25 protein-coding genes and 2 pseudogenes are annotated in these 22,125 nt (G+C 37.8%); 19 read left to right on the top strand and 8 right to left on the bottom strand.

Annotated features, from left to right (window positions below; genetic code table 11):
- From J7E32_RS19350 to J7E32_RS19320, 7 genes and pseudogenes are all read left to right on the top strand, one after another.
- Positions 1–215 (top strand): annotated as a pseudogene (locus J7E32_RS19350) (hypothetical protein); the annotation flags it as partial.
- A gap of 166 nt (positions 216–381) precedes the next feature.
- Positions 382–837, top strand: coding sequence for an SRPBCC family protein (locus J7E32_RS19345; RefSeq protein ID WP_214910825.1), 456 nt, complete (start codon positions 382–384; stop codon positions 835–837).
- 109 nt (positions 838–946) lie between these two features.
- Positions 947–1,439: pseudogene (locus J7E32_RS19340) on the top strand (GNAT family N-acetyltransferase).
- A gap of 222 nt (positions 1,440–1,661) precedes the next feature.
- The gene (locus J7E32_RS19335; RefSeq protein ID WP_286183577.1) at positions 1,662–2,501 is read left to right on the top strand and encodes a M48 family metalloprotease; all 840 of its coding nucleotides are present in this window, start codon (positions 1,662–1,664) and stop codon (positions 2,499–2,501) included.
- A 141-nt stretch (positions 2,502–2,642) separates the two neighbouring features.
- Complete coding sequence (locus J7E32_RS19330) at positions 2,643–2,855, top strand: DUF6366 family protein (protein ID WP_214910821.1); 213 nt, start codon at positions 2,643–2,645, stop codon at positions 2,853–2,855.
- A 209-nt stretch (positions 2,856–3,064) separates the two neighbouring features.
- Entirely contained in the window at positions 3,065–3,595 is a 531-nt protein-coding gene (locus tag J7E32_RS19325; protein ID WP_214910819.1) for an RNA polymerase sigma factor, read from the top strand.
- On the top strand, positions 3,555–4,592 hold the full coding sequence (locus J7E32_RS19320) for a DUF4179 domain-containing protein (RefSeq protein ID WP_214910817.1): 1,038 nt from the start codon (positions 3,555–3,557) through the stop codon (positions 4,590–4,592). The genes J7E32_RS19325 and J7E32_RS19320 overlap by 41 nt, the downstream gene beginning before the upstream one ends.
- A 249-nt stretch (positions 4,593–4,841) precedes the next feature.
- On the opposite strand, the gene J7E32_RS19315 is transcribed toward J7E32_RS19320, so the two are convergent.
- The 3 genes from J7E32_RS19315 to J7E32_RS19305 all read right to left on the bottom strand — a co-directional run bounded on the left by J7E32_RS19315 (position 4,842) and on the right by J7E32_RS19305 (position 7,843).
- Positions 4,842–5,864 (bottom strand): NADP-dependent oxidoreductase, encoded by a 1,023-nt coding sequence (locus tag J7E32_RS19315; RefSeq protein WP_214910815.1) that lies wholly within the window; start codon positions 5,862–5,864, stop codon positions 4,842–4,844.
- 367 nt (positions 5,865–6,231) lie between these two features.
- Positions 6,232–6,990: a nucleotidyltransferase domain-containing protein gene (locus J7E32_RS19310; RefSeq protein WP_214910813.1), complete on the bottom strand. Its 759-nt coding sequence runs from the start codon at positions 6,988–6,990 to the stop codon at positions 6,232–6,234.
- A 1-nt stretch (position 6,991) separates the two neighbouring features.
- A complete protein-coding gene (locus J7E32_RS19305; protein ID WP_214910811.1) occupies positions 6,992–7,843 on the bottom strand; it encodes a patatin-like phospholipase family protein in 852 nt (283 codons plus the stop codon).
- A 345-nt stretch (positions 7,844–8,188) separates the two neighbouring features.
- Here J7E32_RS19305 and J7E32_RS19300 point away from each other — a divergent pair, with 345 nt between their 5' ends.
- Positions 8,189–8,908: a phosphatase PAP2 family protein gene (locus J7E32_RS19300; RefSeq protein WP_214910809.1), complete on the top strand. Its 720-nt coding sequence runs from the start codon at positions 8,189–8,191 to the stop codon at positions 8,906–8,908.
- A 24-nt stretch (positions 8,909–8,932) separates the two neighbouring features.
- Here the strand turns inward: J7E32_RS19300 and J7E32_RS19295 are convergent, their stop codons facing one another.
- Entirely contained in the window at positions 8,933–9,679 is a 747-nt protein-coding gene (locus tag J7E32_RS19295) for an AAA family ATPase (RefSeq protein WP_214910807.1), read from the bottom strand.
- Positions 9,680–9,973: 294 nt separating this feature from the next.
- Between J7E32_RS19295 and J7E32_RS19290 the strand changes: the two genes are divergently transcribed.
- Positions 9,974–10,300 carry a YnfA family protein gene (locus J7E32_RS19290; RefSeq protein ID WP_214910829.1) on the top strand — a complete coding sequence of 109 codons (327 nt, stop codon included), beginning with the start codon at positions 9,974–9,976 and terminating at the stop codon, positions 10,298–10,300.
- A 3-nt stretch (positions 10,301–10,303) separates the two neighbouring features.
- Here J7E32_RS19290 and J7E32_RS19285 read toward each other — a convergent pair whose 3' ends face one another.
- Positions 10,304–10,459 carry a hypothetical protein gene (locus tag J7E32_RS19285; protein WP_214910805.1) on the bottom strand — a complete coding sequence of 52 codons (156 nt, stop codon included), beginning with the start codon at positions 10,457–10,459 and terminating at the stop codon, positions 10,304–10,306.
- Positions 10,460–10,680: 221 nt separating this feature from the next.
- Here J7E32_RS19285 and J7E32_RS19280 point away from each other — a divergent pair, with 221 nt between their 5' ends.
- Both J7E32_RS19280 and lepB read left to right on the top strand, forming a co-directional pair.
- Entirely contained in the window at positions 10,681–10,914 is a 234-nt protein-coding gene (locus J7E32_RS19280; RefSeq protein ID WP_214910803.1) for a glutaredoxin family protein, read from the top strand.
- Between the two features lie 115 nt (positions 10,915–11,029).
- Positions 11,030–11,575, top strand: coding sequence for a signal peptidase I (gene lepB / locus J7E32_RS19275; protein ID WP_214910801.1), 546 nt, complete (start codon positions 11,030–11,032; stop codon positions 11,573–11,575).
- 52 nt (positions 11,576–11,627) lie between these two features.
- Here the strand turns inward: lepB and J7E32_RS19270 are convergent, their stop codons facing one another.
- Positions 11,628–11,858 carry a hypothetical protein gene (locus J7E32_RS19270; RefSeq protein WP_214910799.1) on the bottom strand — a complete coding sequence of 77 codons (231 nt, stop codon included), beginning with the start codon at positions 11,856–11,858 and terminating at the stop codon, positions 11,628–11,630.
- A gap of 662 nt (positions 11,859–12,520) precedes the next feature.
- Between J7E32_RS19270 and J7E32_RS19265 the strand changes: the two genes are divergently transcribed.
- The 4 genes from J7E32_RS19265 to J7E32_RS19250 all read left to right on the top strand — a co-directional run bounded on the left by J7E32_RS19265 (position 12,521) and on the right by J7E32_RS19250 (position 15,886).
- Positions 12,521–12,727 (top strand): hypothetical protein, encoded by a 207-nt coding sequence (locus tag J7E32_RS19265; protein WP_214910797.1) that lies wholly within the window; start codon positions 12,521–12,523, stop codon positions 12,725–12,727.
- Between the two features lie 405 nt (positions 12,728–13,132).
- Complete coding sequence (locus tag J7E32_RS19260) at positions 13,133–14,143, top strand: STAS domain-containing protein (protein WP_286183579.1); 1,011 nt, start codon at positions 13,133–13,135, stop codon at positions 14,141–14,143.
- 459 nt (positions 14,144–14,602) lie between these two features.
- Positions 14,603–15,118, top strand: coding sequence for an SMI1/KNR4 family protein (locus tag J7E32_RS19255; RefSeq protein WP_214910793.1), 516 nt, complete (start codon positions 14,603–14,605; stop codon positions 15,116–15,118).
- A gap of 198 nt (positions 15,119–15,316) precedes the next feature.
- Positions 15,317–15,886 (top strand): DUF4829 domain-containing protein, encoded by a 570-nt coding sequence (locus J7E32_RS19250; RefSeq protein WP_214910792.1) that lies wholly within the window; start codon positions 15,317–15,319, stop codon positions 15,884–15,886.
- Positions 15,887–16,158: 272 nt separating this feature from the next.
- Here the strand turns inward: J7E32_RS19250 and J7E32_RS23035 are convergent, their stop codons facing one another.
- Both J7E32_RS23035 and J7E32_RS23030 read right to left on the bottom strand, forming a co-directional pair.
- Positions 16,159–16,656 carry a sensor histidine kinase gene (locus J7E32_RS23035; RefSeq protein ID WP_286183575.1) on the bottom strand — a complete coding sequence of 166 codons (498 nt, stop codon included), beginning with the start codon at positions 16,654–16,656 and terminating at the stop codon, positions 16,159–16,161.
- Between the two features lie 17 nt (positions 16,657–16,673).
- Positions 16,674–17,597, bottom strand: a complete 924-nt coding sequence (locus J7E32_RS23030) for a PAS domain S-box protein (RefSeq protein ID WP_286183574.1) — start codon at positions 17,595–17,597, stop codon at positions 16,674–16,676.
- A gap of 210 nt (positions 17,598–17,807) precedes the next feature.
- Here J7E32_RS23030 and J7E32_RS19240 point away from each other — a divergent pair, with 210 nt between their 5' ends.
- The 4 genes from J7E32_RS19240 to J7E32_RS19225 all read left to right on the top strand — a co-directional run bounded on the left by J7E32_RS19240 (position 17,808) and on the right by J7E32_RS19225 (position 22,079).
- The gene (locus J7E32_RS19240; protein ID WP_214910790.1) at positions 17,808–18,344 is read left to right on the top strand and encodes a sigma-70 family RNA polymerase sigma factor; all 537 of its coding nucleotides are present in this window, start codon (positions 17,808–17,810) and stop codon (positions 18,342–18,344) included.
- On the top strand, positions 18,344–18,751 hold the full coding sequence (locus tag J7E32_RS19235; RefSeq protein ID WP_214910788.1) for a PadR family transcriptional regulator: 408 nt from the start codon (positions 18,344–18,346) through the stop codon (positions 18,749–18,751). Before J7E32_RS19240 ends, J7E32_RS19235 begins: the two co-directional genes overlap by 1 nt.
- Positions 18,752–18,758: 7 nt before the next feature.
- A complete protein-coding gene (locus J7E32_RS19230; protein ID WP_214910786.1) occupies positions 18,759–20,030 on the top strand; it encodes an FtsW/RodA/SpoVE family cell cycle protein in 1,272 nt (423 codons plus the stop codon).
- A 591-nt stretch (positions 20,031–20,621) separates the two neighbouring features.
- A complete protein-coding gene (locus tag J7E32_RS19225) occupies positions 20,622–22,079 on the top strand; it encodes a PstS family phosphate ABC transporter substrate-binding protein (RefSeq protein WP_214910784.1) in 1,458 nt (485 codons plus the stop codon).
- The last annotated feature ends 46 nt before the right edge of the window (positions 22,080–22,125 follow it).

Raw genomic sequence — 22,125 nt, 5'->3', positions numbered from 1 at the left:
ATTTTAACTTGACGCTCACAACAGTTGTATTTAAGGATGAACCATATATGTATTATTATTATGGGGTTTCGAAAAAAAGCAAAGAAGTGGTTCAGTTTTGTGAAAGGGATTGGCAGGGGGCGACGGATGGTAATATTATCGATTTTTATGAGAAAAATAATACATCCAAACATTTGGAAGAGGATTGTGTAAATTTATTAGATAATAGAGATTAAACATTGCTGCTGATTTAAGCAGGTTTATGCCTTTCTCGCCGCGAACCTTATTGTTGAGGGTGCGATGATCAAGGAGGGATTACCACCGTTTTTTGTTGAATTCCTTATTGAACATACGATGCAGGATAGTGGAAGAAGTATAACGATCTATTAGTGAGGGATATGGATGCCTATTATTAAAAATGAACAATTTATCAAAGCTCCCATTGAACTCTGTTTTGACCTGGCAAGGAACGTAGATATACATACACAAACTACTACTAAAACCAGGGAAAGAGCTGTTGGTGGCATTACTGAGGGGTTATTGGAACTAGGTGATGTAGTTACCTGGGAAGCAATTCACTTTGGCGTTAAGCAAAGGTTGACCGCGGAAGTTATTATAATGGAAAGACCTCATAAGTTTGTGGATGTTATGGTAAAAGGAGCTTTTCAATCCTTTGTTCATACCCACCAATTTATTGAACACCCAGATGGAACTATAATGACCGATATATTTGAGTATAAGTCACCACTTGGTATTTTCGGACTTGTAGCAGATACGTTGTTTTTAAAAAAGTATATGAGTGAATTTATTGCTACTCGTGCGACAGAATTAAAAAGGATTGCTGAGAAAAGAGTTTAATTTGATTCTAATTCAACTAACGAGGCAGTTTAGTTGAAAAAGGACGAAGTAAATAGAAGGCTATAATACAAGTTGTATTCCATATAATCTCGTTTTGAAGGAGATGGCTATGATAATTGAAATGACTCAATTTAATATGGAGGATTGTAATAAACCTAACGAATGTTTCGTTGTTTCGGGGAGAATTATACCTACATTTGAAAACAATGTTTGGAAATATACAGAGGAGATATTCTCTGAACCTTATTTCAAGATATATTGAAGAACAGGGGAAAATTGTATATTTTTAGTATGATGAAAACGACTGCATCGGTAGGATTAAGATTCGTTCTAATTGGAATGGTTATGCACTAATTGAGGACATTGCTGTTGCAACAAATTATAGAAAAAAAGGTGTTGGAACTGCTTTATTAAATAAAGCTATTGAGTGGGCAAAGGAGAATAACTTTAGTGGTCTAGTGCTTGAAACACAAGATATTAATGTTTCAGCGTGCCAATGTTACGCCAAAAATCACTTTGTAATAGGTGCAGTTGATACTATGCTTTATTCTAACTTTCCAACAGCAAATGAAATTGCGATTTTTTGGTACTATAAATTTTAACTTATTGTAGTTTTAGTACTTGAATAATATAACTAATTGGTAATTTGGTGGGGTCGTAGAACCATGGAGGATTAGGTTTCCGTACTTTATTGCTAAACCTTATTGAACAAACGGAGCAGGTTAGTTTAAGAAAAACTTCCATCATAATGGTAAAATTAACCTAAATGCCTAATTATTAATTGAAGATAGCTATGTCAAAAGTTAATGAATAGGAGGATTTTTTTGAAAATAGTTGATACTGTACCGTATTTTTTGGATAACTATCAACCTTCTATAAATTTCTTGCGGAGCTACTATATGAAGTTCCCAGGGATTTTCAAAGAGTATTTTTTATATCATTGCAAAGACACCGAAGAAAGACATATTCAGTCTATAAAAAGGTATCCTCAAGTCTTGACTTCCATCAAGTTAATCCACAACGAAATTGTCACCATTATAAAAGAAGTAGAGCAAAATTACTTGGGTATGTATCAAGTGAATTTTCCTATTGATATATATTTAATTGTCGGTGGTTTTGGTTCTAATGCCTATTCACACAAACAAATAATACCTAATGTAACTTTTGCGTTAGAAAAATTATCGCCAGAAAGTAGCCATTTGCAAGCCATTATTGCACACGAATTAGGGCACGTTACTCATAATATCATTTCAGATAAAGCGGGAAATGAATGGTCGAAAATGGAGTGGAATAATCCTCTTATCTGGCTATTTCAAGAAGGGGCAGCTACACATTTTTCAAGGAAAACATCGCCTGGATTGTCCTCTTCCGTATATTTTTCTTACGATGATAATGGCGATGAATGGTTGGAATTTGCATCAGCGCATAAAAAGGAAATTCAACTTGAGTTTGCAAAAGATCTTGCAAAAAGTACTCCGCAGCAAATTTTCCGTGAGTGGTTTTCCATTAATGGAGGCAAAACGTTTGGTTTTCCTCGATTAGCATACTTTTTGGGGGATCTGTTATTTCAAGAAAAAGTTTTACAAGTCGGGGAAATGAACGCAATTATATCTTGGAAAGATCACAATTTTGAGGAAGTTGTTAATAGTTGGTTGGAATATTAAAAAACACTTATAGATTCTAAGGAATATCAACAATTGTGAAACATTCTACTTAAACAAACGCAGCAGGTTAGTTCAACAGGATAATGGATTTTCTTATAGAATTTAAGAGGAAAGATCGTTTAAATTACTGGAGGTGTTTAAATGCAAGATAACAAAGAAACTCCTGGACAAAAAAGAGAGAGATTAAGGCAACAAGAATTGAAAAACAACCCAACTGGTAATATGAACGATGCTTTTAATAGAGCAAACAGCGGAGGTCTTGTGGATTTAGTAGGAAGTTTAGGTTGGAAAGGAACAGGGATACTTATTCTTGTAATCATAATAGGGTTTATAGTTGCTTCTTTTTTTAAGTAACCGGTATATGAGTCGAAATTCCATCTGCCGAACCACGCAGTTTTTTCTTGTTGAACTAAAGCAGCAGGTTAATTGAACAAGCGAACCGCTTGGACTAAACGTAATTGGTTTTAGTCCTTTTTTTATTATGATAAAAAAATGGAACCTTTTCTTGAGTACTTGCATCATACATTTGAAAACCAAAAATGAAGATGAAAGGGGGCAAATTCTTGGATAAGAATGAGGTCTTGGAAATGTGGATCGATACCTATACGCAACGTCTTGTTAGACTCGCTTATACATATGTCCAAGATTGGCCTAAAGCAGAGGATTGTGTACAAGATGCATTTATTAAGGCTTATAAATCAATGGAGAGTTTAAAGAATAAAGAGGGGCCTTTTCCTTGGCTTGCAAGGATAGTTATCAATGAATGTAAAAGCTCATTTCGAAAATCCTGGAGAGAAGTAATATCGGATTTTTTACCTGAAAGACGGCAGGAAAGTACTGAAGAATTATACATAAGAGATATTCAGGAAGAGGAAATTCATAATGCTGTATACAATCTCCCGATACATTACAGTATTCCCATTATTCTTTTCTATTTCGAGGAACTTTCCATTCAGCAAATTTCACAAATTTTACATCTTAATATTGGGACAGTTAAATCTAGACTGGCCCGTGGTCGCAAATTATTAAGTACTAAAATTGAGGAGGATGGCTATGGAAGAAAAGGTTTTACAGTCAGCAAAAAGTTACTTTAAACATCAAGTTGATATTGAGCAATTTAAAAGAGATACTTATGCCAGGTTAGAATTGAATCAGGGAGATAACTATGGTGTAACAATAATTAAAAGGAGTTATGCAGTTCGTTTTAAAAAAGTTCTCACTTTAAGTGGTGCAGCGGTTCTTGTTTTATCTCTATTTATTGGTTCAGCATTTGTATCACCTGCTATAGCACAGGTTGTAGCTAAAGTTCCTTTTTTTGGACAAATTTTTGGAAATAAGTCTGATATTATAGAACAAATATCGGAGGAACTTATAGCAAAAGGTTATAAAGTCACAGCAGGTGTATCATATCCTGAAAAGGTAATTACGATAAGTGTAGATGGTTCAGAGGAATATCTTAATCAAGTGAAAAATGATGTTAACCAAATAGCGTCGAATATATTACATTCTAGCAATTATGATGCATATAAAGTAAAAGTAGTCCTTTCGAGACCAAAGGAAATTGAGTGGCGGCTCAGTGAAAAAGAGTTAAAACACGCTGGAATTATAGAAGATATTAATGAAAAGTTAAATACACAGGGTTATAATGTCCTGGAGATGAGATACGATCTTCCAAAAAAGCTGGAAATTGGTATTCCCGACACAGAGACTAGAATTAGTGAAATGGAACAAATCGTGAAAGATGTACTGAGCGAAAATGGTATAAGTGATGTTTATTTAAAGGTAAAGAAAATAGATATGGCTGAATTGGAAATGGATGAAAGATGGAGAGGGATTCTGGACCTTGTTGGTGAGGACATACTTGGTAAAAAGGATTACAAAGTTAGGATGGTTGGATATTCAATTCATTCAGAGCCGGAGATTCAGGCGTTCATAACGCTATCAGGGGAAACCCAAAATACTAGGGATTTTGCTAAACAGCTTGAAAAAGTGATAAATGACTTTCTCCGGTCTGAAGATATGAAGACCAAAGTAGGAAACGATTCGTACCATATTACTATCTATAATAAAGAAAATAAAATAGTAAATTAAATAGAGAAAGAAGGGCGGGTTTAGATTCCGTCCTTCTCTTGTTTTTGTTAATTAACTTTGTGAATAAGTGCACTTAAACTATAGGGTGCGTATGTTGAATAAAAACCATTATATTTTGGACTAAATATACAATAAATCAGAAAAATGGCGTGTTAAAATTGATATTAGTTTACACGCCATTTTCATTGTCATTTTAAGGATATGCACCAGCGCTTGGCGAAATTGGACATGGCGCCTACACATTTCAAGTTATTTGTCAGAATCAGCAACTTTCACGATTGCTTTTCCCAGATTTGCGCCTTTGAACAAATCTAAAAATGCATCTATTGTATTTTCAAAGCCTTCTGTAACCGTTTCTTCATACTTCAATTTCCCTTCTAAAAGCCAGCTTGCCAATTCTTTCGCTCCCTCGCCAAAACGGGAGGAGTAATTGCCGACAGTGAAACCTTGCATCAACGAACTTGTCTTGATTAAGTACCCTTGCACCCGGGGCCCTACATCTGGCTCAGACTTGTTATAAGCTGAGATCGCTCCGCAGACAGGAATTCTTGCGAAGTTGTTCAAGAGCGGGAAAATTGCATCTGAAATCTCTCCGCCTACGTTCTCAAAATAGACATCGATCCCGTCAGGACATGCTTCTTTTAGAGCGGAGCCCACATCCTGTGTATTATAGTTGATTGCTGCATCAAATCCAAGGTCATCCAGAAGATAACGAACCTTCTCCTCGGAACCTGCAATACCAACAACCCTCGCACCTTTGATTTTTGCGATTTGACCCACAATGGAACCGACAGCTCCTGCGGCACCGGATACAACAACGGTTTCTCCTTCTTTCGGCTTGCCGATATGTAGTAAGCCAAAGTACGCCGTAAGACCGGTCATGCCCAATACACTTAAGTAGGCTGATACTGGTGCCAGAATCGGGTCAATTTTACGTATAGTATTTTCTTTGGCGATGGAGAATTCCTGCCAGCCTAATGAGCCGATTACGAAATCGCCAACTTCAAAAAGGTCTGACTTTGTCTCAACTACTTTTCCAATTACGCCACTTGAAATCGCCTCGTTCAAGTTGAACGGAGGGATATACGATTTGGTGTCATTCATGCGGCCTCTTAAATAAGGATCAACCGAGATATAAATAGTTTGCAAAAGGACTTCTCCTTTTGCAGGGGAGTCTACAGGAACTTCCACAAATTCAAAATGTTCAGAAGTAGGAACTCCAGTTGGTCTCTTTTTAAGCTGTATTTGCTTTTGAATAGAAATAGTAATCATCCTTCCTAATTGTTTTCTAGCCTTAATATACAGGAAAGCAGAGTCCATTCAAATTCATATGGTTCGAAAAGGTTTAGATAGACCAGCCATCCATCAAGAATAGAAAAGAATTAATTGCCTATTCGTTTAGATTTCCCAATAGCTTATATTGAATGCGAATACTACAAAATCAGAAAAATGGCGTGTAAGACTGGTGTCAGTTTACACGCAATTTTCATTTTCAACTGGAGGGTCTACACTCTGAAGCATATCTCAGGAATGGAATGGTCTTTTAGGCATAGGCTCAATGAAAACGAATGAGAATGGAAATATAATATATTTGCCAAGGGTGGTGATGGATCTTATTCGAAGCACGTGAATGCAAACACTACTCTTCCAAAACCCTATTCCACAATGGTTCAATCTTGTCAGGATGAGTCACTTCATTAAGAATCCATTCCGCTTCTTGGTTCAAAAGGTCACGAAGAAGCCCAGCAGCTATCCGATGTTTCCGGGGAGTGATGTTTTCCTGGATTTCGCTGACATTTTTAATGACTTCTTTAGGCAATGATGCTTCTGCTGTTTTCAACCCTAATTGAGCTCGTTCAGGTTTATATCTATGCAGCAACACTTTTGCTAGATGTGACATGACTTGATTGAGCATATTCACTGCCCATAAATCATTGCCGCGTGCTGCAGATTTTTTGTATTGAAAAAGAAACCAGGCGACGTCATCGACTGCATCCTGTAAATCATCTGCAGATAACCTGAGGTTTTGAGTGCTTTGGAATTTTTCCAGTAGATTAGCTGGGTCGTAAATGACTTTAAAGAAGTCTTTTTCAATAAAAGTCTTCTCTGTAACTGTAAATAAATCGACATGAAGCATATTTTCATATACTGCAAGAATCTGTGGTGCAACGATAAAAATGTCATCATGAAAAAGTAATTTTCCATAGGATTCTAGATGATTGATCCGACTTTGAAGGAAACCATCAAGGTCATTCTCTTCAACAAGGCAATACAAATCCAAATCTGAATGTTCGTCTTGCTCGCCGCGCCCAACAGATCCTTTCACAAAAACAGCTTGAACTCTTTTGTCTTGTTTAAGGCTATTTGATAAAACTTCAAGTGCATCATTTAACAGCATTTTACTCTCCCAGCCAGTCTTTCAATTCGCCGTAACTTTCCTTCACATCTTCAAATCCAACGTCATACAATTGAGTCAGTTTATCGGGATTGCGCTCAACTCTTCCTACCTTGAGATTCTTTGAAGGTCTAATGACGAAGACTTCCTTTTTTGCTTCGAGTTCTTCAATATAGTCAAGAGTTTCGTTATATAGCTTGTAGCGAGTTTCGAGGGCAGTGTGCAGCCCTTTGTATTCCTTATATACATATCGTGGCAGCCAGGACAGGGATGATTTCTTCTTGCGATATCCTTTTGGTTTCGTTAGAACGATTACGTTTTTTCTCACTCCATCAGCTATTGCTTTCCGAATTGGAATTGGATCAGCAATCCCGCCATCCATCAGTGTCCGTCCCTGGAACTCAATGGCCGGCGCCATGAAGGGCAGTGTACTGGACGCTCTGATGATTTTCAGGAATTCCTTAGGAACATCATTTTTATCAAAATAAATGGGTTCGCCGGTGATACAATCGGTCGTGCCAACAAGAAACTTTTCAGCAGCGCTGTTAAAAGTTTCAAAATCAAATGGAACAAGCTCATTAGGGAGTTTATCAAAAATGAAATCCATCCCGAATAATTCCTTTTTTAATAGTAAATTTTTATAAGAAATATAATCCTGATGTTTAACATAGTCAATGGTGACCTGCTTGTTGCGTCCAGGCTGCCTGGAAATATAGGAAGAGCCCTGGCACGCACCAGCAGAAACACCAATGACATACGGAAAAAATAATTCGTTTTCTAAAAAATGCTCCAGCACCCCGGCGGTGTAGACACCTCTCATCCCTCCGCCTTCAAGGATTAAACCACTGTTATACACGACTACTCCCCCTTGAAATCTATTTCTATCAGTCTCATGATGTTTTCTATAAAAATAGTCTATCACAGAGTATGCAAATATTTACAAGTTATGATTGTAAAAAAGTAATATTTGGAATTACATCCTCAATGGCAAACATAGTAGTCTTAATAAAATTTTATTAGTAAAATAAATGGCCAGCTGTCATCTACAATGCTGTGCTGTTTACTTGGATTTATGTCGGGTAAAAGTTTATTATAGTTTGGTTAAAATGTTAGGTTTAGGATTCAGATCTTGTAAAGAATTTATGGATTTACATATTGGGAAAATCAGCCGTTTTTTATGTTGGAAAGGGAGGTAGGTGTTGTGGAAATAAATAAGGAAGAAATAAAACAGGCAGGATTTCCGTTTTTGCTGATGATCGTCGGAGCTGCAATGTCCGTGCTTTTTATCGTCATATTTTCGGAATTAGCGGAAGAAATGCTCGAAAACGAAATCAATGCGATTGATGATGCGATCATACAAAGGATCAACTTAATCGAAAACGCTACTTTGGACCAGATCATGATTTTTGTTACAGAGCTAGGTTCTGTATGGTTTTTGTCGTTATGCACACTTGCTGCAATAATTGCCTTATGGGTAAAGGCGAAGGATAAATTAGGTATTCTTTTTTTATTAATAGCCATCGGTGGCGGGGGTGCGCTGACCAAATTGTTGAAACAGCTTTTTGGAAGAGGGCGTCCTTCTATTAATCCAGAGATTGATGCAATTGGCTACAGCTTTCCTAGCGGACATTCCATGGGTTCGCTGATTTTTTATGGATTGATTGCCTATTTTATCGTCCGTTCTGCGAGAAAGCCTTTCACTAAATGGATGACAACTATAGTTGCAGGCTTTCTGGTTGTGTGTATCGGATTTACTAGAATCTATCTTGGAGCCCACTTTCCAAGCGATGTACTGGCGGGGCATTTAGCTGGTACGATCTGGCTTTTGATTACGATACTTGCCCTGGAATGGATTAAATGGGAGCGTGCTAATCAAATTAAAGTGACCAGGGTTTTTAAGCGGATTATCAATAGATACTAATTATGTATAATCATTTCTTGTAATTTATTCAGTTAATAGATGATGAATCATCCTGGGTGTATTCTCGAAAAACTGTTTCATGATGCGATAATGATTCGTTTCTTCCAGCTTTCTTTTAAAAATGCCTTCTTCACTGAATTCATAGATTGCTGCATCAGGATAGGCCATGATGATTGGAGAATGCGTGGCAATGATAAGCTGGGAGTTATCATTTACGAGATCATGGATGCGCGTCAGCATTGACATTTGCCTCAACGGCGAGAGTGCTGCTTCGGGTTCATCCATTATATACAGGCCATTGCCACGAAACCGGTGAAGGAATGTAGAGAAAAATGCCTCGCCATGTGATTGTTCGTGCAAAGACTCTCCGCCAAATGAATCAATTACCTTCGGACCAGGTCCTTCGCTATCTAGTTCTTCGATATTGGAAGCGACATTATAAAAGCTTTCAGCACGCAGGAAAAATCCGTCCTGTGGCCTTTCTATTCCTTTTACAATTCGTAAATAATTCCCTAAATCCGAATGGGAGTCATAGGTTGAAAAATTGAAATTAAACGAACCTCCTTCAGGATTAAAACCTAGACCAACTGCAATCGCCTCAAGTAAAGTCGATTTGCCCATCCCGTTCTCACCAATTAGAAATGTGACCTTTGGGTGGAGCGTTAATTCATCTAATGCTTTAAAACTAGGAAGATTAAACGGATAATCCCGAAATGATGGCACTTCCTCGCTCTTTAGACTGATACTTCTCACATATTGCCAATTCAGCATAAAACCAACCGCCTGACGTATCTTTTTCTCTATTTTAACAAATTGAAACTGGAAAAAAACAAGCTGATTTTCCAATTCGCTATAAAAACGAAAAAAATCGCTATAAAAAAGTAAAATTCGCTATAAAAATGAAAATTTCGCTATAAAAACGAGAAAATCGCTATAAAAAAAAGAAATTCGCTATAAAAATAAAAAAGTTGCTATAAAACGGTCATGGATTATGTTGAACTTCTAATATGATCGTAAAATAGCGTTATAATGCTAGTACATTTATCAATTTAGGAAGTGATTGTCATATTTAGTGCGATTTTGTTGTTCATTATAGCAGGAATAGCCGAAATTGGCGGAGGATATTTGATCTGGTTATGGCTAAGGGAAGGAAAACCGTTTTATTGGGGAATAGGAGGAGGACTGGCACTTGCGATTTATGGCGTCATTGCGACATTTCAATCCTTCCCATCATTCGGCAGAGTTTACGCTGCTTACGGAGGCGTATTCATTGTTTTGTCAGTGCTATGGGGGTGGGGAGTTGATAAAAAAACTCCTGATTTTTACGATTGGGTTGGAGCCGGAATATGTATAATCGGTGTTTCGGTTATGCTGTTTGCTCCAAGGCAGTAAAGACTATATATTTTTCTTGTGAGATTTCAATAACTCTATGATTTCTTCATTTTGTTTTTTAACAAGTTCCAGTTCTTTTCGAACCTTTGAAACATCATTAACAGCATGTATGAACATGGCAGCAAATACAATAGCAACTGGGATGAAGAGAAGTTCCATTGATCTTTCCTCCGCTCCAATCGTTAGTTTTCTTCTATTATATCTTGATAATGAGAAATTTGCTTTTAGTTACCCACCTACTATTAAAATACCTCCCTTCCTGTTTTTTTAAAGTAAAATAGGGAAAAACATAAGTATCCCCGGTGCTTCTTTTTTGCAAAAATATAGCAAATTCGGGATAATACATTATAGGGTATTAAAAATTTCGAGGAGGATTTAAAATGAACGATATCACGGTTTACACTACGAACACTTGACCTTACTGCACAATGATGAAACAATTCCTTGAGGGTCAAGGATTAAACTACAAAGAAGTGAATGTACAATACGATCAAGCTGCTGCGCAAAAGCTGGTTGAAGAAACTGGACAGATGGGTGTGCCACAAACGAAGGTTAATGGCAACTGGGTTCTTGGTTTTGACCCGGATACACTTATGGAATATATAAAAAAATAATCATTTCCCAAAAGAGGCTTTTGCCTCTTTTTATTTTGGATTTTGATTAAGAAGGATTTCCAATGTTCTATGTGGAAATAGAATCCAATAGAATAATTTGGAAAGGATGTGCCATATGGTAAAAGAAAGAAATGAAATTTGGGAATGGGCAAAGGCATTTCTAATCGCAATTGTACTGGCTTTTGTTGTTCGATCGTTTTTAATGACTCCCATAGAGGTAAAAGGTGCTTCTATGGAGCCTACTCTACATAGCCAGGAGAGGATGTTCGTTACAAAAATCGGCCAGCCGAAACGGTTTGATATCGTCGTTTTCCATGCAACAGAGGACAAGGATTATATCAAGCGGGTCATCGGGCTTCCTGGTGACCGGGTAGAATACAAAGACGATGTGCTTTATATAAATGGGAACCCTTATGAAGAACCATATTTGGAAAAAAGCAAAAAGCTCATCACCAATGGGCTGCTGACTGGTTCTTTTACGTTAGATGAGACGCCTGTGGGCAGTGAGGTTGTTCCAGAAGGGCATATATTTGTGCTGGGGGATAACCGAAGAAATAGTAAGGATAGCCGCCATATTGGGGCGGTTCCGATTAAAAGTATCGTTGGAACAACGAAGGTTGTTTTTTATCCTTTAAAAGAAATGAAGATTCTAGGTCAATAAATTCGAACAGTTAAACGCGTTGATCCTTAGGGGGTCAGCGCGTTTTTTTGTCCTATCCTTGCCGATGTCTGAGAACATAAATCTTTTCCACAAGAAAACTGGCAATGAGGCCTATAATCATAGGCAGCAGTGACCCGCCTGATATGAAGAAACCATCTGAGTCAGAAGAAAATTCGTATTGGAACATTAACGAGGTTAACGAAAAAGAATGTCCAATCAGGTAGAGAATACCCGTAGTAAGAAGAAAAGTGCCAAGAGTAACAATCAAGCTTTTAAATGTCATTTGATCACCTCCAGATTTAATACGTTTTAGGGGTTATTTTGGTTTCATGCGAATTAATTTAATATGAAAACATATGTCTTATATGATGATCAGTTATAGGTATAAGACGGACAGAAACCTGTGGGGAAAGAAGAAAAGTTTCCATCATCGTGGTCATGACGGACAGAAACCGATTGGAAATGGAGAAAAGTGTCCGTCAAAAACGCCGTGACGAAGAAGATGAATCTATACCAGAGGATACCTGAGAGTAATAAGGATTCTATTTTTAAATGAACAGTTTATTTAGTGATATTAAGGGTATTTTGATTAAATGGAATGGAAGATATTGCGATTTCAACATATAAATGCGAGGAATGGCAATGAATCATACAAAATTATACTTATTAAAGCCGTATTAATTATGGTAGTAAACCTGATCATTAATTTTACATATATGGACAGGGTGGGCAAGGTTCGTTAGCTGCAAATGAAGCTACAAAAGATGCAGTGAAGAATAGCCGCGAAACAGGTCCTTATTAGTGTAAATAAGGTTGCACAGAGTTTTTTACCGTGCAGCCTTTTAATTTTTCCGCTGCTATCGAAAGGAATGGTAAGTTAAAAAAATGAAACCGATAAGTAATTCAATCGTATAAGAAGTAAAAGATTGGGAGGAGTGCTGTTATATGGATTTTTTGAATTGGTATGACTGGCTAGGTCCGACGAATCCGGCAGCTTCTATTTTCTTCGGTTTCATTTTTACCATCATCGTTTCCTTGACTGTTTGGTTCGAATCGAAAAAAATAAGGACCGCAGCAATTGCGGCTTTAACTGGGACTTGTGTAACATTGGCAGGTGTTTTTGTATTGAATGCTGTGGGATTCTACGGGTAGAATCTCAGCGTGGGTGCGAGAGGTGAATCATTTTATCTAGAGAATTAATTCATTTTACAATACATAGGAAGGATAGGGAGAGAATTAATCATCCTTCCTGAGTTCCTCCAGCTTAATCTGAACCTTAGCATTATGGTAGATGCTTAAATGACAGTCACACCTGAAGGAATAGAACTTCCGAGAAGGAAGCGTTTTTTTGATTGTTCCTTTACATTCTCGCCCCACTTTTTTTATCAATTATTTACCCTTTGATATATAAAATAAGCTAAGTTGGTAAGTAACCGAAAGCATGCCAACAAAATTGTCAGATTTGGCAGGATTTGAAAGGTGTTAGGTCGAATTTTGATAATAAATCTCAATTAACTTTTTACATAAACTAATTACTAGAAGGTGAACGAAGTGGAGATGCAAAAAGATCTTGTTGTTGGCGGCGTGGAATTGAAGTGGGATTTATCTACAGGACAAGTGTTATTTGAAGGAGGAGACGTTGTTTTTTTCTGGGTGTCTGCCATGAAAACCTTCTTCGATACTATTAATGAAATTACAGGTGAAGAGGCAACGAATCTCGTACTTGAGGCGACGGGTTTCCGGCAGGGAATCATCGTTGGCGAAGGCTTCAGGGAAATGAAGGAAATCAATACATCCAATGTGGTGGCATGGCTCTCGGATACGTATGTACCGGCTGGATGGGGTTATGTAAGAGTAGAAAAAATGGATGTTGATACGAAGAATTTTACTTTATATATTAAAGATGACTGGGAATATAAAATGAACCAACTTGGAACCCAGGAGAAACAAGGGATTTTCGTGCCAGCACATTATGCAGGTGTTTTTACAGGATTGTTCGGGAGGAATTTCTGGTATGAAATCGTCGAGTACCAAAATGACTCCAATCCATATACCATAGTAGAATACTTTCCGTCTGACGTGAATGTTCAGCAAAATATCCGACAGATGGTAAGAAAACAGGAAGCGAAGCAAATCCAGCAGCTGGAGACCCTTGTAGCGGAAAAAACCAAAATGCTCCAGGACTTGGTCAAAGAATTATCATCTCCGCTCATTCCAGTGCTTGATGGAATCGTCGTTGTCCCGTTGATCGGCAGATACGACGAGGACCGTGCGGAGGATCTGATCATGAACACGCTGAACAATCTGCCAAAATATCAAGCAAGATATGTCTTGCTTGACCTTACTGGCTTAAATAAGGAGATTTCTCCTTACACTGCCGAGTTGATCGACAAATTAGGTTCAGCGGCAAGATTGCTAGGAGTAGAGGTGATCCTCGTAGGGATATCAGCTGAGCTGGCAATGGTAATAACCGAAACACTGACAGGCCTGAAAAAATATGAATGCCTGCAAACCCTGCAGCATGGTATATATTACGCCCTGGGTAAAAGCGGGCGCAGGATTGTTTAAGAAAAAAATGAAGTAAAACTAGCCTATAATTTTTTCTAATCTCTATAAGTGAAAAAACTATATTCCTTACTAAATTTCATCTTTGGACAAAAACAACTAAATCATTAGATTTTAATTAACCTCGTGCATTAATCCTTAAAAGGAGTAATGCACTTTTTTATCATTAGAAATTAATGACAGAGTTCCCAAATATAGGATCCTATCTTATGCATAAGGAGGACGGCTCCTATCACAAAATTTAAATTGGCTTGTAAAAAGTAAGGTATGTAGCAAATAAAAATGTTAATGAGTTTGTTGACCAAATTGCTTTCCCTGCGATTTGGCCCTTTTGTTTTCTGAGACAGTTATTAACCATTATTACTAACAAGGATTTACGCCTCTTTTTGTTGAATCATTTTGGATGAGGTAGGATAGTTGAAGAAGAACCACAAATAATATGTTTATATTGCTAAAACGAAGGTGATATATATTTTTGAATTTCTAAGTAAAGAACTAAGTGAATTATATGGAGAAGATAAGAAAAAATTACGAACTAAAACTGTTCTTTATGGACACTTAGGAGAGGGTAGATGGCATACACATCTTCAACCACCATTATCAAAAGAAGATATTAATAAGTTTGAAGAAGATTTAAAACAAGAGTTCCCTGCTGAATATAAGAAGTTTTTGACCTTTTATAATGGCTGTTATTTATTTGATATATTGAGAGTCGCGGGAAAAGATGCAGACACATATAAAGGTTTAAGCATAGAAGAGCAAGTTCATTTAGCTTTTGATTTAAAAACTATGGAGAATTTATACAATAGAAAACGTACTCCTAAGACCTATTTCATCTTCGCTGATTCAATTGTTAAAAACACTTATTATGTGATTGATTCTGGAGGGAAAGTATTAGAAATAGATTTTGGAACAAAAAAAATTATCAAATCCTACGAAAATCTTAAAATTTTCTTTTGTGAAATTTTATTAGAATGAAAAGAAAATTTAACAAATAGAATATATTATGAATTTGAGTGATTATTTTTATTCACTATAGAATGCGTTGATCCTTGAAGGATTAACGCCATTTGGTCGTGTGCTTATTGAGCAAACGAAGCAGGTTAGTAAAAGATGAATTGGTTTCCAGCAATGGTGGGCAACCTAAGAACAAATTGTCTTAGGTGGCGATAAGAAATGAAAACAAAAGTCTTTGTTCTAATTTTATCTATTTACTTTTCAATATTTAATCTTTCGGTTAATGGAGAAAAAACAAAAATGGAAGCTCCAATAAACGTTATCAAAAATTATTTCTACTATTTAAATAAAAGCCAATGGGAAGTTGCAGTTTCTAGGTGGGATAAGGATAGTAGAAAGGATTTATTGGACTTTATTGCTGATAAGGAAAACCAAATGTTCAAACGAGGACTGCTAAACATTAAAGAAGCCCACCTTGTTATGTGGAAGGAACTGCCCTACGAATATGGTAAACAGTTTTTGTCCTATCGTTATAAGGAGAAATTTAAAAGCCCAAAAGTGTATTATGTGGGTGTGAATTATAAAGTGTATTCACAGAACAAATATTTTATAGACGGTGTAAATTACTTCGTGATTGCTATGGTTTTAGAGGATGGAAAGTGGAAAATAGCATTAACTCTCCTTGTCCCAGTCAGTTCCATTATTTCTGACGGCTACGGGTTTGGTACTAAGGATGAAAAAACTTACGATGAAAGAAGGATGCAGTTTTATAATAAGGAAATCGAATAGGGTAATATTAAATCCACAGGTCTGGTTCATTAGACTATTGGAAATAGACATTAGTGATTGTGAAAAGATGTACTTAAAGTAACGGGTGCTAAAATTGAATAAGAATTATTTATTTCCCTGATGCGAAAATACAATAAATCAGAAAAATGGCGTGTTAGAACTGATGTCAGTTTACACGCCATTTTCATTGTTATTTATAAATCTGCATCGAATAATGAATGGTTTACACACTTTGGGTTATTCTCTCTTGAAAGTAGTTTTTACTTTGCTGATTATTCATTGTCAACCTGGTAATCCTCATTTACAGGCAGGGTAATTGTAACGGTGGTTCCTTCATCAACGATGCTGGAAAACTCGATCTTGCCGCAGTGGTTTTTGATGATTTTCTGGCAAATCATCAGGCCGAGGCCGGTTCCTTTTTCCTTTGTGCTATAGAATGGTTCTCCTAGTTTATTCAGCCGGTCTTCTGGGATTCCTGCTCCTTGGTCCATAACTTGAATTGAAGCTAGATTTGCTTCTTTTGAGATAGCAACGAGGATTTCTCCGCCTTTTGTCATAGCCTCTATAGAATTTTGAATTAAATTTATTAACACCTGCTTTATTTTATCCGGCTCACAATCTATGTAAATGCTAGGTGAATCAGTTTTAATTTTAATAAAGGCATCCGAAAGCGTTGCCTGGGGATTAAGCAAGTTCACAACGCCGTTCACCAGAGAGATCAAGTCTACATTCGATAGATTGGAAGCCTGAGGCTTGGCAAGAACTAACAAGTCGCCAACTATAGATTCTATGCGGGCGAGCTCGTCCAGGATGATTTGGCATAATCTTCGGCTTCTTCTGCCGGATGCTCACTCAAAAGTTGGGTGAATCCTTTTATCGCAGTCAATGGGTTTCTGATTTCATGGGCGATTCCGGCTGCCATTTGTCCGATTACTGAAAGTTTTTCAGCTACCTGCAGCTGGTCTTCGGTTTTCCTTTGTTCTGTAATATCTTTAATGATAACAAGGGAAACGTCTCTGTTCTTGAAGACCGTCGGGATAAGCTGAACCTCAGCACGCTTTGAATCATTGTCTTTCCGGATTAAACTGATTTCAAGGTCACTGGAGTCTCTTGAGTCCAGGCTTTCTTGCAGCAACTTATAGTCCTTTGGGTCAGTATAGTCATACAAAGACGTACCAACTATTTCATCGAAACTGGTAGCACCCATCAATTTCTTACCCTGTTCATTAATGTAAGTCCATACACCGTTTTTTGTAATGATCCCCATCGTATCCTTCGAATGTTCAAGGAATAGCCGATCTCTCTTTTGATGTTCTTTCAGTTTTTCCTCCCGATTTACACGGCGGGTTACATCTCTTGATATGAGCATAATTTCAGTGTGTGAAGGACCCTTCGTGCAGCTGGATTCCAGCCAAAGATAATCACCTTCTTTTCTCCTGAAACGAAACAGGATTTCCCCGGACTGAAAAGAAGAAAAGTAATGTTCTAACTTTTCCTGGTCCAATGGGTGGCAAAAACTGAAAATGGATTGATCGTACAACTCGGCGGGTGTGTAACCAAAAAGCGTGTTACTAGAAGGTGCCGCATATGTAAATCTTCCATCCAATGTATGACTGGAGAAAAAATCCTTAGCGTTGATCAGTGCTAAGCTTATATCATGTAGATCTTTTATATCTGGGGTATAGGCTTGCTGACATTCTTCTTTGATCATATTAAAAGCCTCCCTAACAATTAATTTCTGTATAATATATGCACGCGAATTAAATCCACTTTCTATTTTACTAGACGAAAGAGAAGAGAAACGAATATTATTTTCAATTTTTAAAAAATAGAACTTTTATCCCGTTTTTATGATGTTAAAAAAAGATTACCAAAACCTTTTTGAAAGTGTGTCGTCTATAACTATGAAGGGGGAACGGTTGTGGATGAAATAACAGCAGAGATGAATGAAATCGAGAATACAGTAGAGGCAATTAATGAAATCATGGACAGATACGGTCAAGAGATTCTGCAGCTAACGTTTTCTTATGTGAAAAATAAACAAATCGCTGAGGATTTGACTCAGGAGATTTTCGTAAAATGTTATAAATCACTTCATACATACAGCGGAAAGTCGAAGTTCCGGACCTGGCTTTGGAGAATCGCTTCCAACCACTGCAAGGATTATTTAAAAAGCTGGTACAACAAGAATGTTTTTACGATCGATTATCAGCCTGTTTATGATGCGATGCAGAGTGATAGTGTCGAGGAAACTGTCATACAGGAGGAAGAAGATGGACAGCTGGCCTCCGCGGTCATGGAGCTGCCAGTTAACTATCGCGAAGTGATTTACCTATTTTATTTTGAAGAGATGAGTATTAAGGAAATATCGGCGGTGACAGAGGTTAAAGAAAATACAATCAAGACACGGCTGAAACGTGCGAAAGAACTCCTGAAAGAAAGATTGGAGGAAATATAATGGAAGAACGGCTAAATAAACTCCGAAAATCCATGGAAAAGTCCACTTTTAAAGAGATAAGTTTCTCAGAAAAAATGAGAAATGAAATTCATAAACAAATAAACCTGCCTGATGAAACTGATGATATGCTCATGGCAGCCATTTTGCAGCTGCTTCTCCATGAAAAGACAGGCTATGAATTGACTGGATTGCTAAGGTCGAGGGGCTTTAGTAAGTTTGAGGACAACGAAGGCTCGCTGTACACGATACTGCACATGCTGGAACAAAAACGGTTTATTACTTCCTGTTGGAATGAGGAAGGTGCGAAGTTTTATCAAATCGTCGATAAAGGGAGGAAGTATCTTCGTAAGCAGGAGAAAGAATTATCTTCAGGCCGTATCGTCTTAAAAGGATTGCTGGAGGAGTGATAGAACTATGAATAATAGATGGGTTCATTTTTTAAGTGAAGTGACAAATCAAATTCGCTCAAAGGAAGCGAAGAAATTTGTGGCATCAGAGTTGGAATATCATTTAAATGAGGTCAAGCAAGAATGGGTTGGTAAAGGATTGAGTGAGAGAGAGGCGGAGGAAAAAGCAGTTAGCCAAATGGGGAGTCCGTCAAAGCTTGGACATGAGTTGAACAAACTCCATAAACCGAGGATTGACTGGTGGCTGATCGGTTTATTAGCGATAACCATGGCATTAAGCTTCCTTCCGTTGATCACATTGGGTGATGAATTATCAGATGGGTATTTAGTGAGGAAAGCTATTCATGTTTTATTAGGTTTGATAATTGCAGCAGGTATGATGTTTATTGATTATCGAAAATTTGAAAATAAAGGCTGGGTATTTTATTCGATCGGAGTCTTGTTGTTATTCTTACTATTAACGGTCCCAAATACATTCATAAATGGGGTGCCATATTTTATGATTGGCTCGTTCCAGATTGAAAGCCACTACGCACTGCCATTCTTGTTTCTGGGCTGGGCTTCATTTTTCAATAACCCGAAAATTAAACTATGGCAGCACTTCCTCTTATTTTCGTTACCACTGCTTCTATTTATGGCGGTTCCAAATATGGCCGTTTCCTTCATCTATGTTGTAATGGTATTTGTGATGATGTGGTGGAGCACGATTAGCAGAAAAGCTGCAACCATCATAACGATCACGTCGGTTATTGGAGCAGGCGGATTTGGAGCATTCGCCTGGTTCACTGTGCAAGAATATCAGCTTGCAAGGATATTAGGATTCATGAACCCTGAAAAATACCCGGATAGCTCGGGATATATGTACTTGCAGCTAAAAGAACGACTATCTTCAGCCGGCTGGTTTGGTTCTGCTGTTGAAAGTGAATCATTGCCATTCGAACATACAGATTATGCGTTTGTCAATCTCACCTATCATTACGGTTATATGTTTGCGATTGGATTATTCGTGATTCTCTCACTGTTTGCAGCGAGAATAGTTATGATCTCCTCACAAATCCACTCTCGGTTTGGGAACCTGTTGCTTGTGGGCGGAGTGACATTGTTCCTCGTACAATTCATCTATAATACTGGAATGATGACTGGCCTGCTTCCACTGACATCCATTTCCCTGCCATTCATCAGCTATGGATTTATCCCGATGATGTTAAATGCGTTTATTATCGGAGTCGTACTGAGTGTTTATCGGAGGAAGGATTTAATTCTAAATAGAGCGGCTTGATGAAGGAGGAGGAACTGTATTGGTTCCTCTCTTTTTTGTTATTGAGGGCAATTTAAATTAGGTTTTTATTGGTGACCTCTTTTTGCGTATTTTTGAAGATTGGGTTACCAATAGGCTGCATTGACGCCCTGTTTCTAATATTTTTAGGGATTTAGGTCACCAATAGGCTGCATTGACGCCCTGTTTCTAATATTTTTAGGGATTTAGGTCATCAATAGGCTGTATTGTTGACCTGTTTTTCATATTTTTAGAGATTTAGGTCACCAAAAGGCTGTATTGGCGCCCTGTTTTTGATTTTTTTAGAGATTTAGGTCACCAATAGGCTGCATTGGCGCCCTGTTTTTCATATTTTTAGAGATTTAGGTCATCGATAGGATGTATTGTTGACCTGTTTTTCCGTATTCTCTAGATTTAGGTCACCAAAACGCTGTATTGACGCCCTGTTTCTTTATTTTCTCAAAATTTAGGTCACCAATGTAATACAAAGCTGACCTTTAAATTTTTAAATTAAATACTAATAAAATATATTTACCAATTTATTCTTTTGGTGTAAAATTACACTAAATATAATGATTCATGGGGGTCTTTGTAATGAAGAAGGATGCCGGGTTTTTGATTATTTATCTAGTACTAATGCCTCTTTTTCTATCTTTTATAGGGATTGCGGTTTTACCGATTGAGAAGTACGGTCCGCCAGCCCTGCTAGGGATTATCTCGATTGTTGCTATAATCATAGGGTTTCGGTTTGGAAAAAGGCCACAGGCTGCCACGTTTTATGGTCGGTATTTGCCGATTTATTCACCGCTTTTGCTGACGGTGCTTCTTGCTGCTATTGGGATGATAGTTTCCAAGGGATTCTTTGGCCATGAGGTATGGGCCATTTTCGTATTCACGCTTTTCCCGTTTTTACCGAATTCGTTTATATCCGCGATGATGGGACAATTTATTTACATATTTGCTGTGCCGTTCGCTTATTATTTATTCTTTTTGATCGGCTATATCGTATCCGAACGGAGGACGAAGTCGAAGGTTATTTTCAGGAAGCTGAATCTGTCTGTGGGGATTGGCATCATTGTCCTGTTGTTGGCTGTTATTGGTTCAATCCACATTGAGCGAAGCAAGCATATCCTCCCAGTGTCATATGGTTTTGATTATGGCAATGGGTTTTCGAGTGTTGACCTGGAGCCATATTATGTGACGAACCCGAATAACATTCTGCCTATGCTGCAAGATCCTGCGAGTTTCAGTGTGGAAACTCAAAGCGAAATGCCCATATTGGATGGGGCGGAGGCAGCGTATCCCGTTTATGCTGCATTCGCAAACGCAACCTACATGGATATCGGCAACAAAAACAATCTCCCTACAGGCGAGGAGATTGTTAGTTTCACGAATACAATCTATGCTTTTGAAAGACTAGTATCAGGAGAGGTTGATATTTTTTTCGGAGCCCAGCCTTCTGCTTCGCAACAAAGCCTGGCAGAGAGCAAAGGGAAGGAACTCGTGCTTACCCCAATTGGTAAGGAAGCCTTTGTGTTTTTTGTGAATGAAAAGAATCCTGTTGAAACCCTGGCTTCCGAGGATATTAAATCCATTTATTCTGGTAAAATCACCAATTGGAATGATGTTGGTGGAGAGGATAACAAGATTATGGCGTTCCAGCGGCCAGCGGACTCGGGCAGCCAGACAATCATGGAAAAATTCATGGGTGATACGCTATTGATGCCAGCGCTGAAAGAAGAAGTTGCTGGAATGGGTGATCTGATGGAGGAGGTTGCCAGCTACCGCAACTACAATAATTCAATAGGATACTCTTTCCGATTTTTCACAACCGGGATGAATCCGAATGAAAAAATCAAACTTGTCTCACTGGATGGAGTAGAACCTTCACCTGAGAATATTGCGTCAGGTGAATATCCATATGTCGTCAATCTATATGCTATTACAATAAAGGAAAACCCGAAAAAATCAGTCCAGCCTATGCTTGAATGGATGCAGGGTCCTGAGGGGCAGAAGCTCGTTGAGGAGATAGGGTATATTCCATTACAATAGGAAAAGGCAGATAAATCGTTCAATTAAAAAGGCTGAACCAGGGAAA

This window comes from Bacillus sp. ISL-55, from assembly GCF_018613155.1.
Classification (GTDB): Bacteria; Bacillota; Bacilli; order Bacillales; family Cytobacillaceae; genus Mesobacillus.
This window is presented reverse-complemented; position numbering and strand designations above follow the sequence as displayed.

What these genes read in the sequence shown, in the direction of transcription:
- J7E32_RS19230 (WP_214910786.1), top strand. Translation starts at nt 18,759, where the DNA reads ATGAATAATAGATGGGTTCATTTTTTAAGTGAAGTGACAAATCAAATT.
- J7E32_RS23030 (WP_286183574.1), bottom strand. Translation starts at nt 17,597, where the DNA reads ATGATCAAAGAAGAATGTCAGCAAGCCTATACCCCAGATATAAAAGAT.
- J7E32_RS19295 (WP_214910807.1), bottom strand. Translation starts at nt 9,679, where the DNA reads ATGCTGAATTGGCAATATGTGAGAAGTATCAGTCTAAAGAGCGAGGAA.
- J7E32_RS19235 (WP_214910788.1), top strand. Translation starts at nt 18,344, where the DNA reads ATGGAAGAACGGCTAAATAAACTCCGAAAATCCATGGAAAAGTCCACT.
- J7E32_RS19225 (WP_214910784.1), top strand. Translation starts at nt 20,622, where the DNA reads ATGAAGAAGGATGCCGGGTTTTTGATTATTTATCTAGTACTAATGCCT.
- J7E32_RS19265 (WP_214910797.1), top strand. Translation starts at nt 12,521, where the DNA reads ATGGATTTTTTGAATTGGTATGACTGGCTAGGTCCGACGAATCCGGCA.
- J7E32_RS19250 (WP_214910792.1), top strand. Translation starts at nt 15,317, where the DNA reads ATGAAAACAAAAGTCTTTGTTCTAATTTTATCTATTTACTTTTCAATA.
- J7E32_RS19285 (WP_214910805.1), bottom strand. Translation starts at nt 10,459, where the DNA reads ATGGAACTTCTCTTCATCCCAGTTGCTATTGTATTTGCTGCCATGTTC.
- J7E32_RS19260 (WP_286183579.1), top strand. Translation starts at nt 13,133, where the DNA reads ATGCAAAAAGATCTTGTTGTTGGCGGCGTGGAATTGAAGTGGGATTTA.
- J7E32_RS19310 (WP_214910813.1), bottom strand. Translation starts at nt 6,990, where the DNA reads ATGCTGTTAAATGATGCACTTGAAGTTTTATCAAATAGCCTTAAACAA.
- J7E32_RS19330 (WP_214910821.1), top strand. Translation starts at nt 2,643, where the DNA reads ATGCAAGATAACAAAGAAACTCCTGGACAAAAAAGAGAGAGATTAAGG.
- J7E32_RS19320 (WP_214910817.1), top strand. Translation starts at nt 3,555, where the DNA reads ATGGAAGAAAAGGTTTTACAGTCAGCAAAAAGTTACTTTAAACATCAA.
- J7E32_RS19345 (WP_214910825.1), top strand. Translation starts at nt 382, where the DNA reads ATGCCTATTATTAAAAATGAACAATTTATCAAAGCTCCCATTGAACTC.
- J7E32_RS19270 (WP_214910799.1), bottom strand. Translation starts at nt 11,858, where the DNA reads ATGACATTTAAAAGCTTGATTGTTACTCTTGGCACTTTTCTTCTTACT.
- lepB (WP_214910801.1), top strand. Translation starts at nt 11,030, where the DNA reads ATGGTAAAAGAAAGAAATGAAATTTGGGAATGGGCAAAGGCATTTCTA.
- J7E32_RS19315 (WP_214910815.1), bottom strand. Translation starts at nt 5,864, where the DNA reads ATGATTACTATTTCTATTCAAAAGCAAATACAGCTTAAAAAGAGACCA.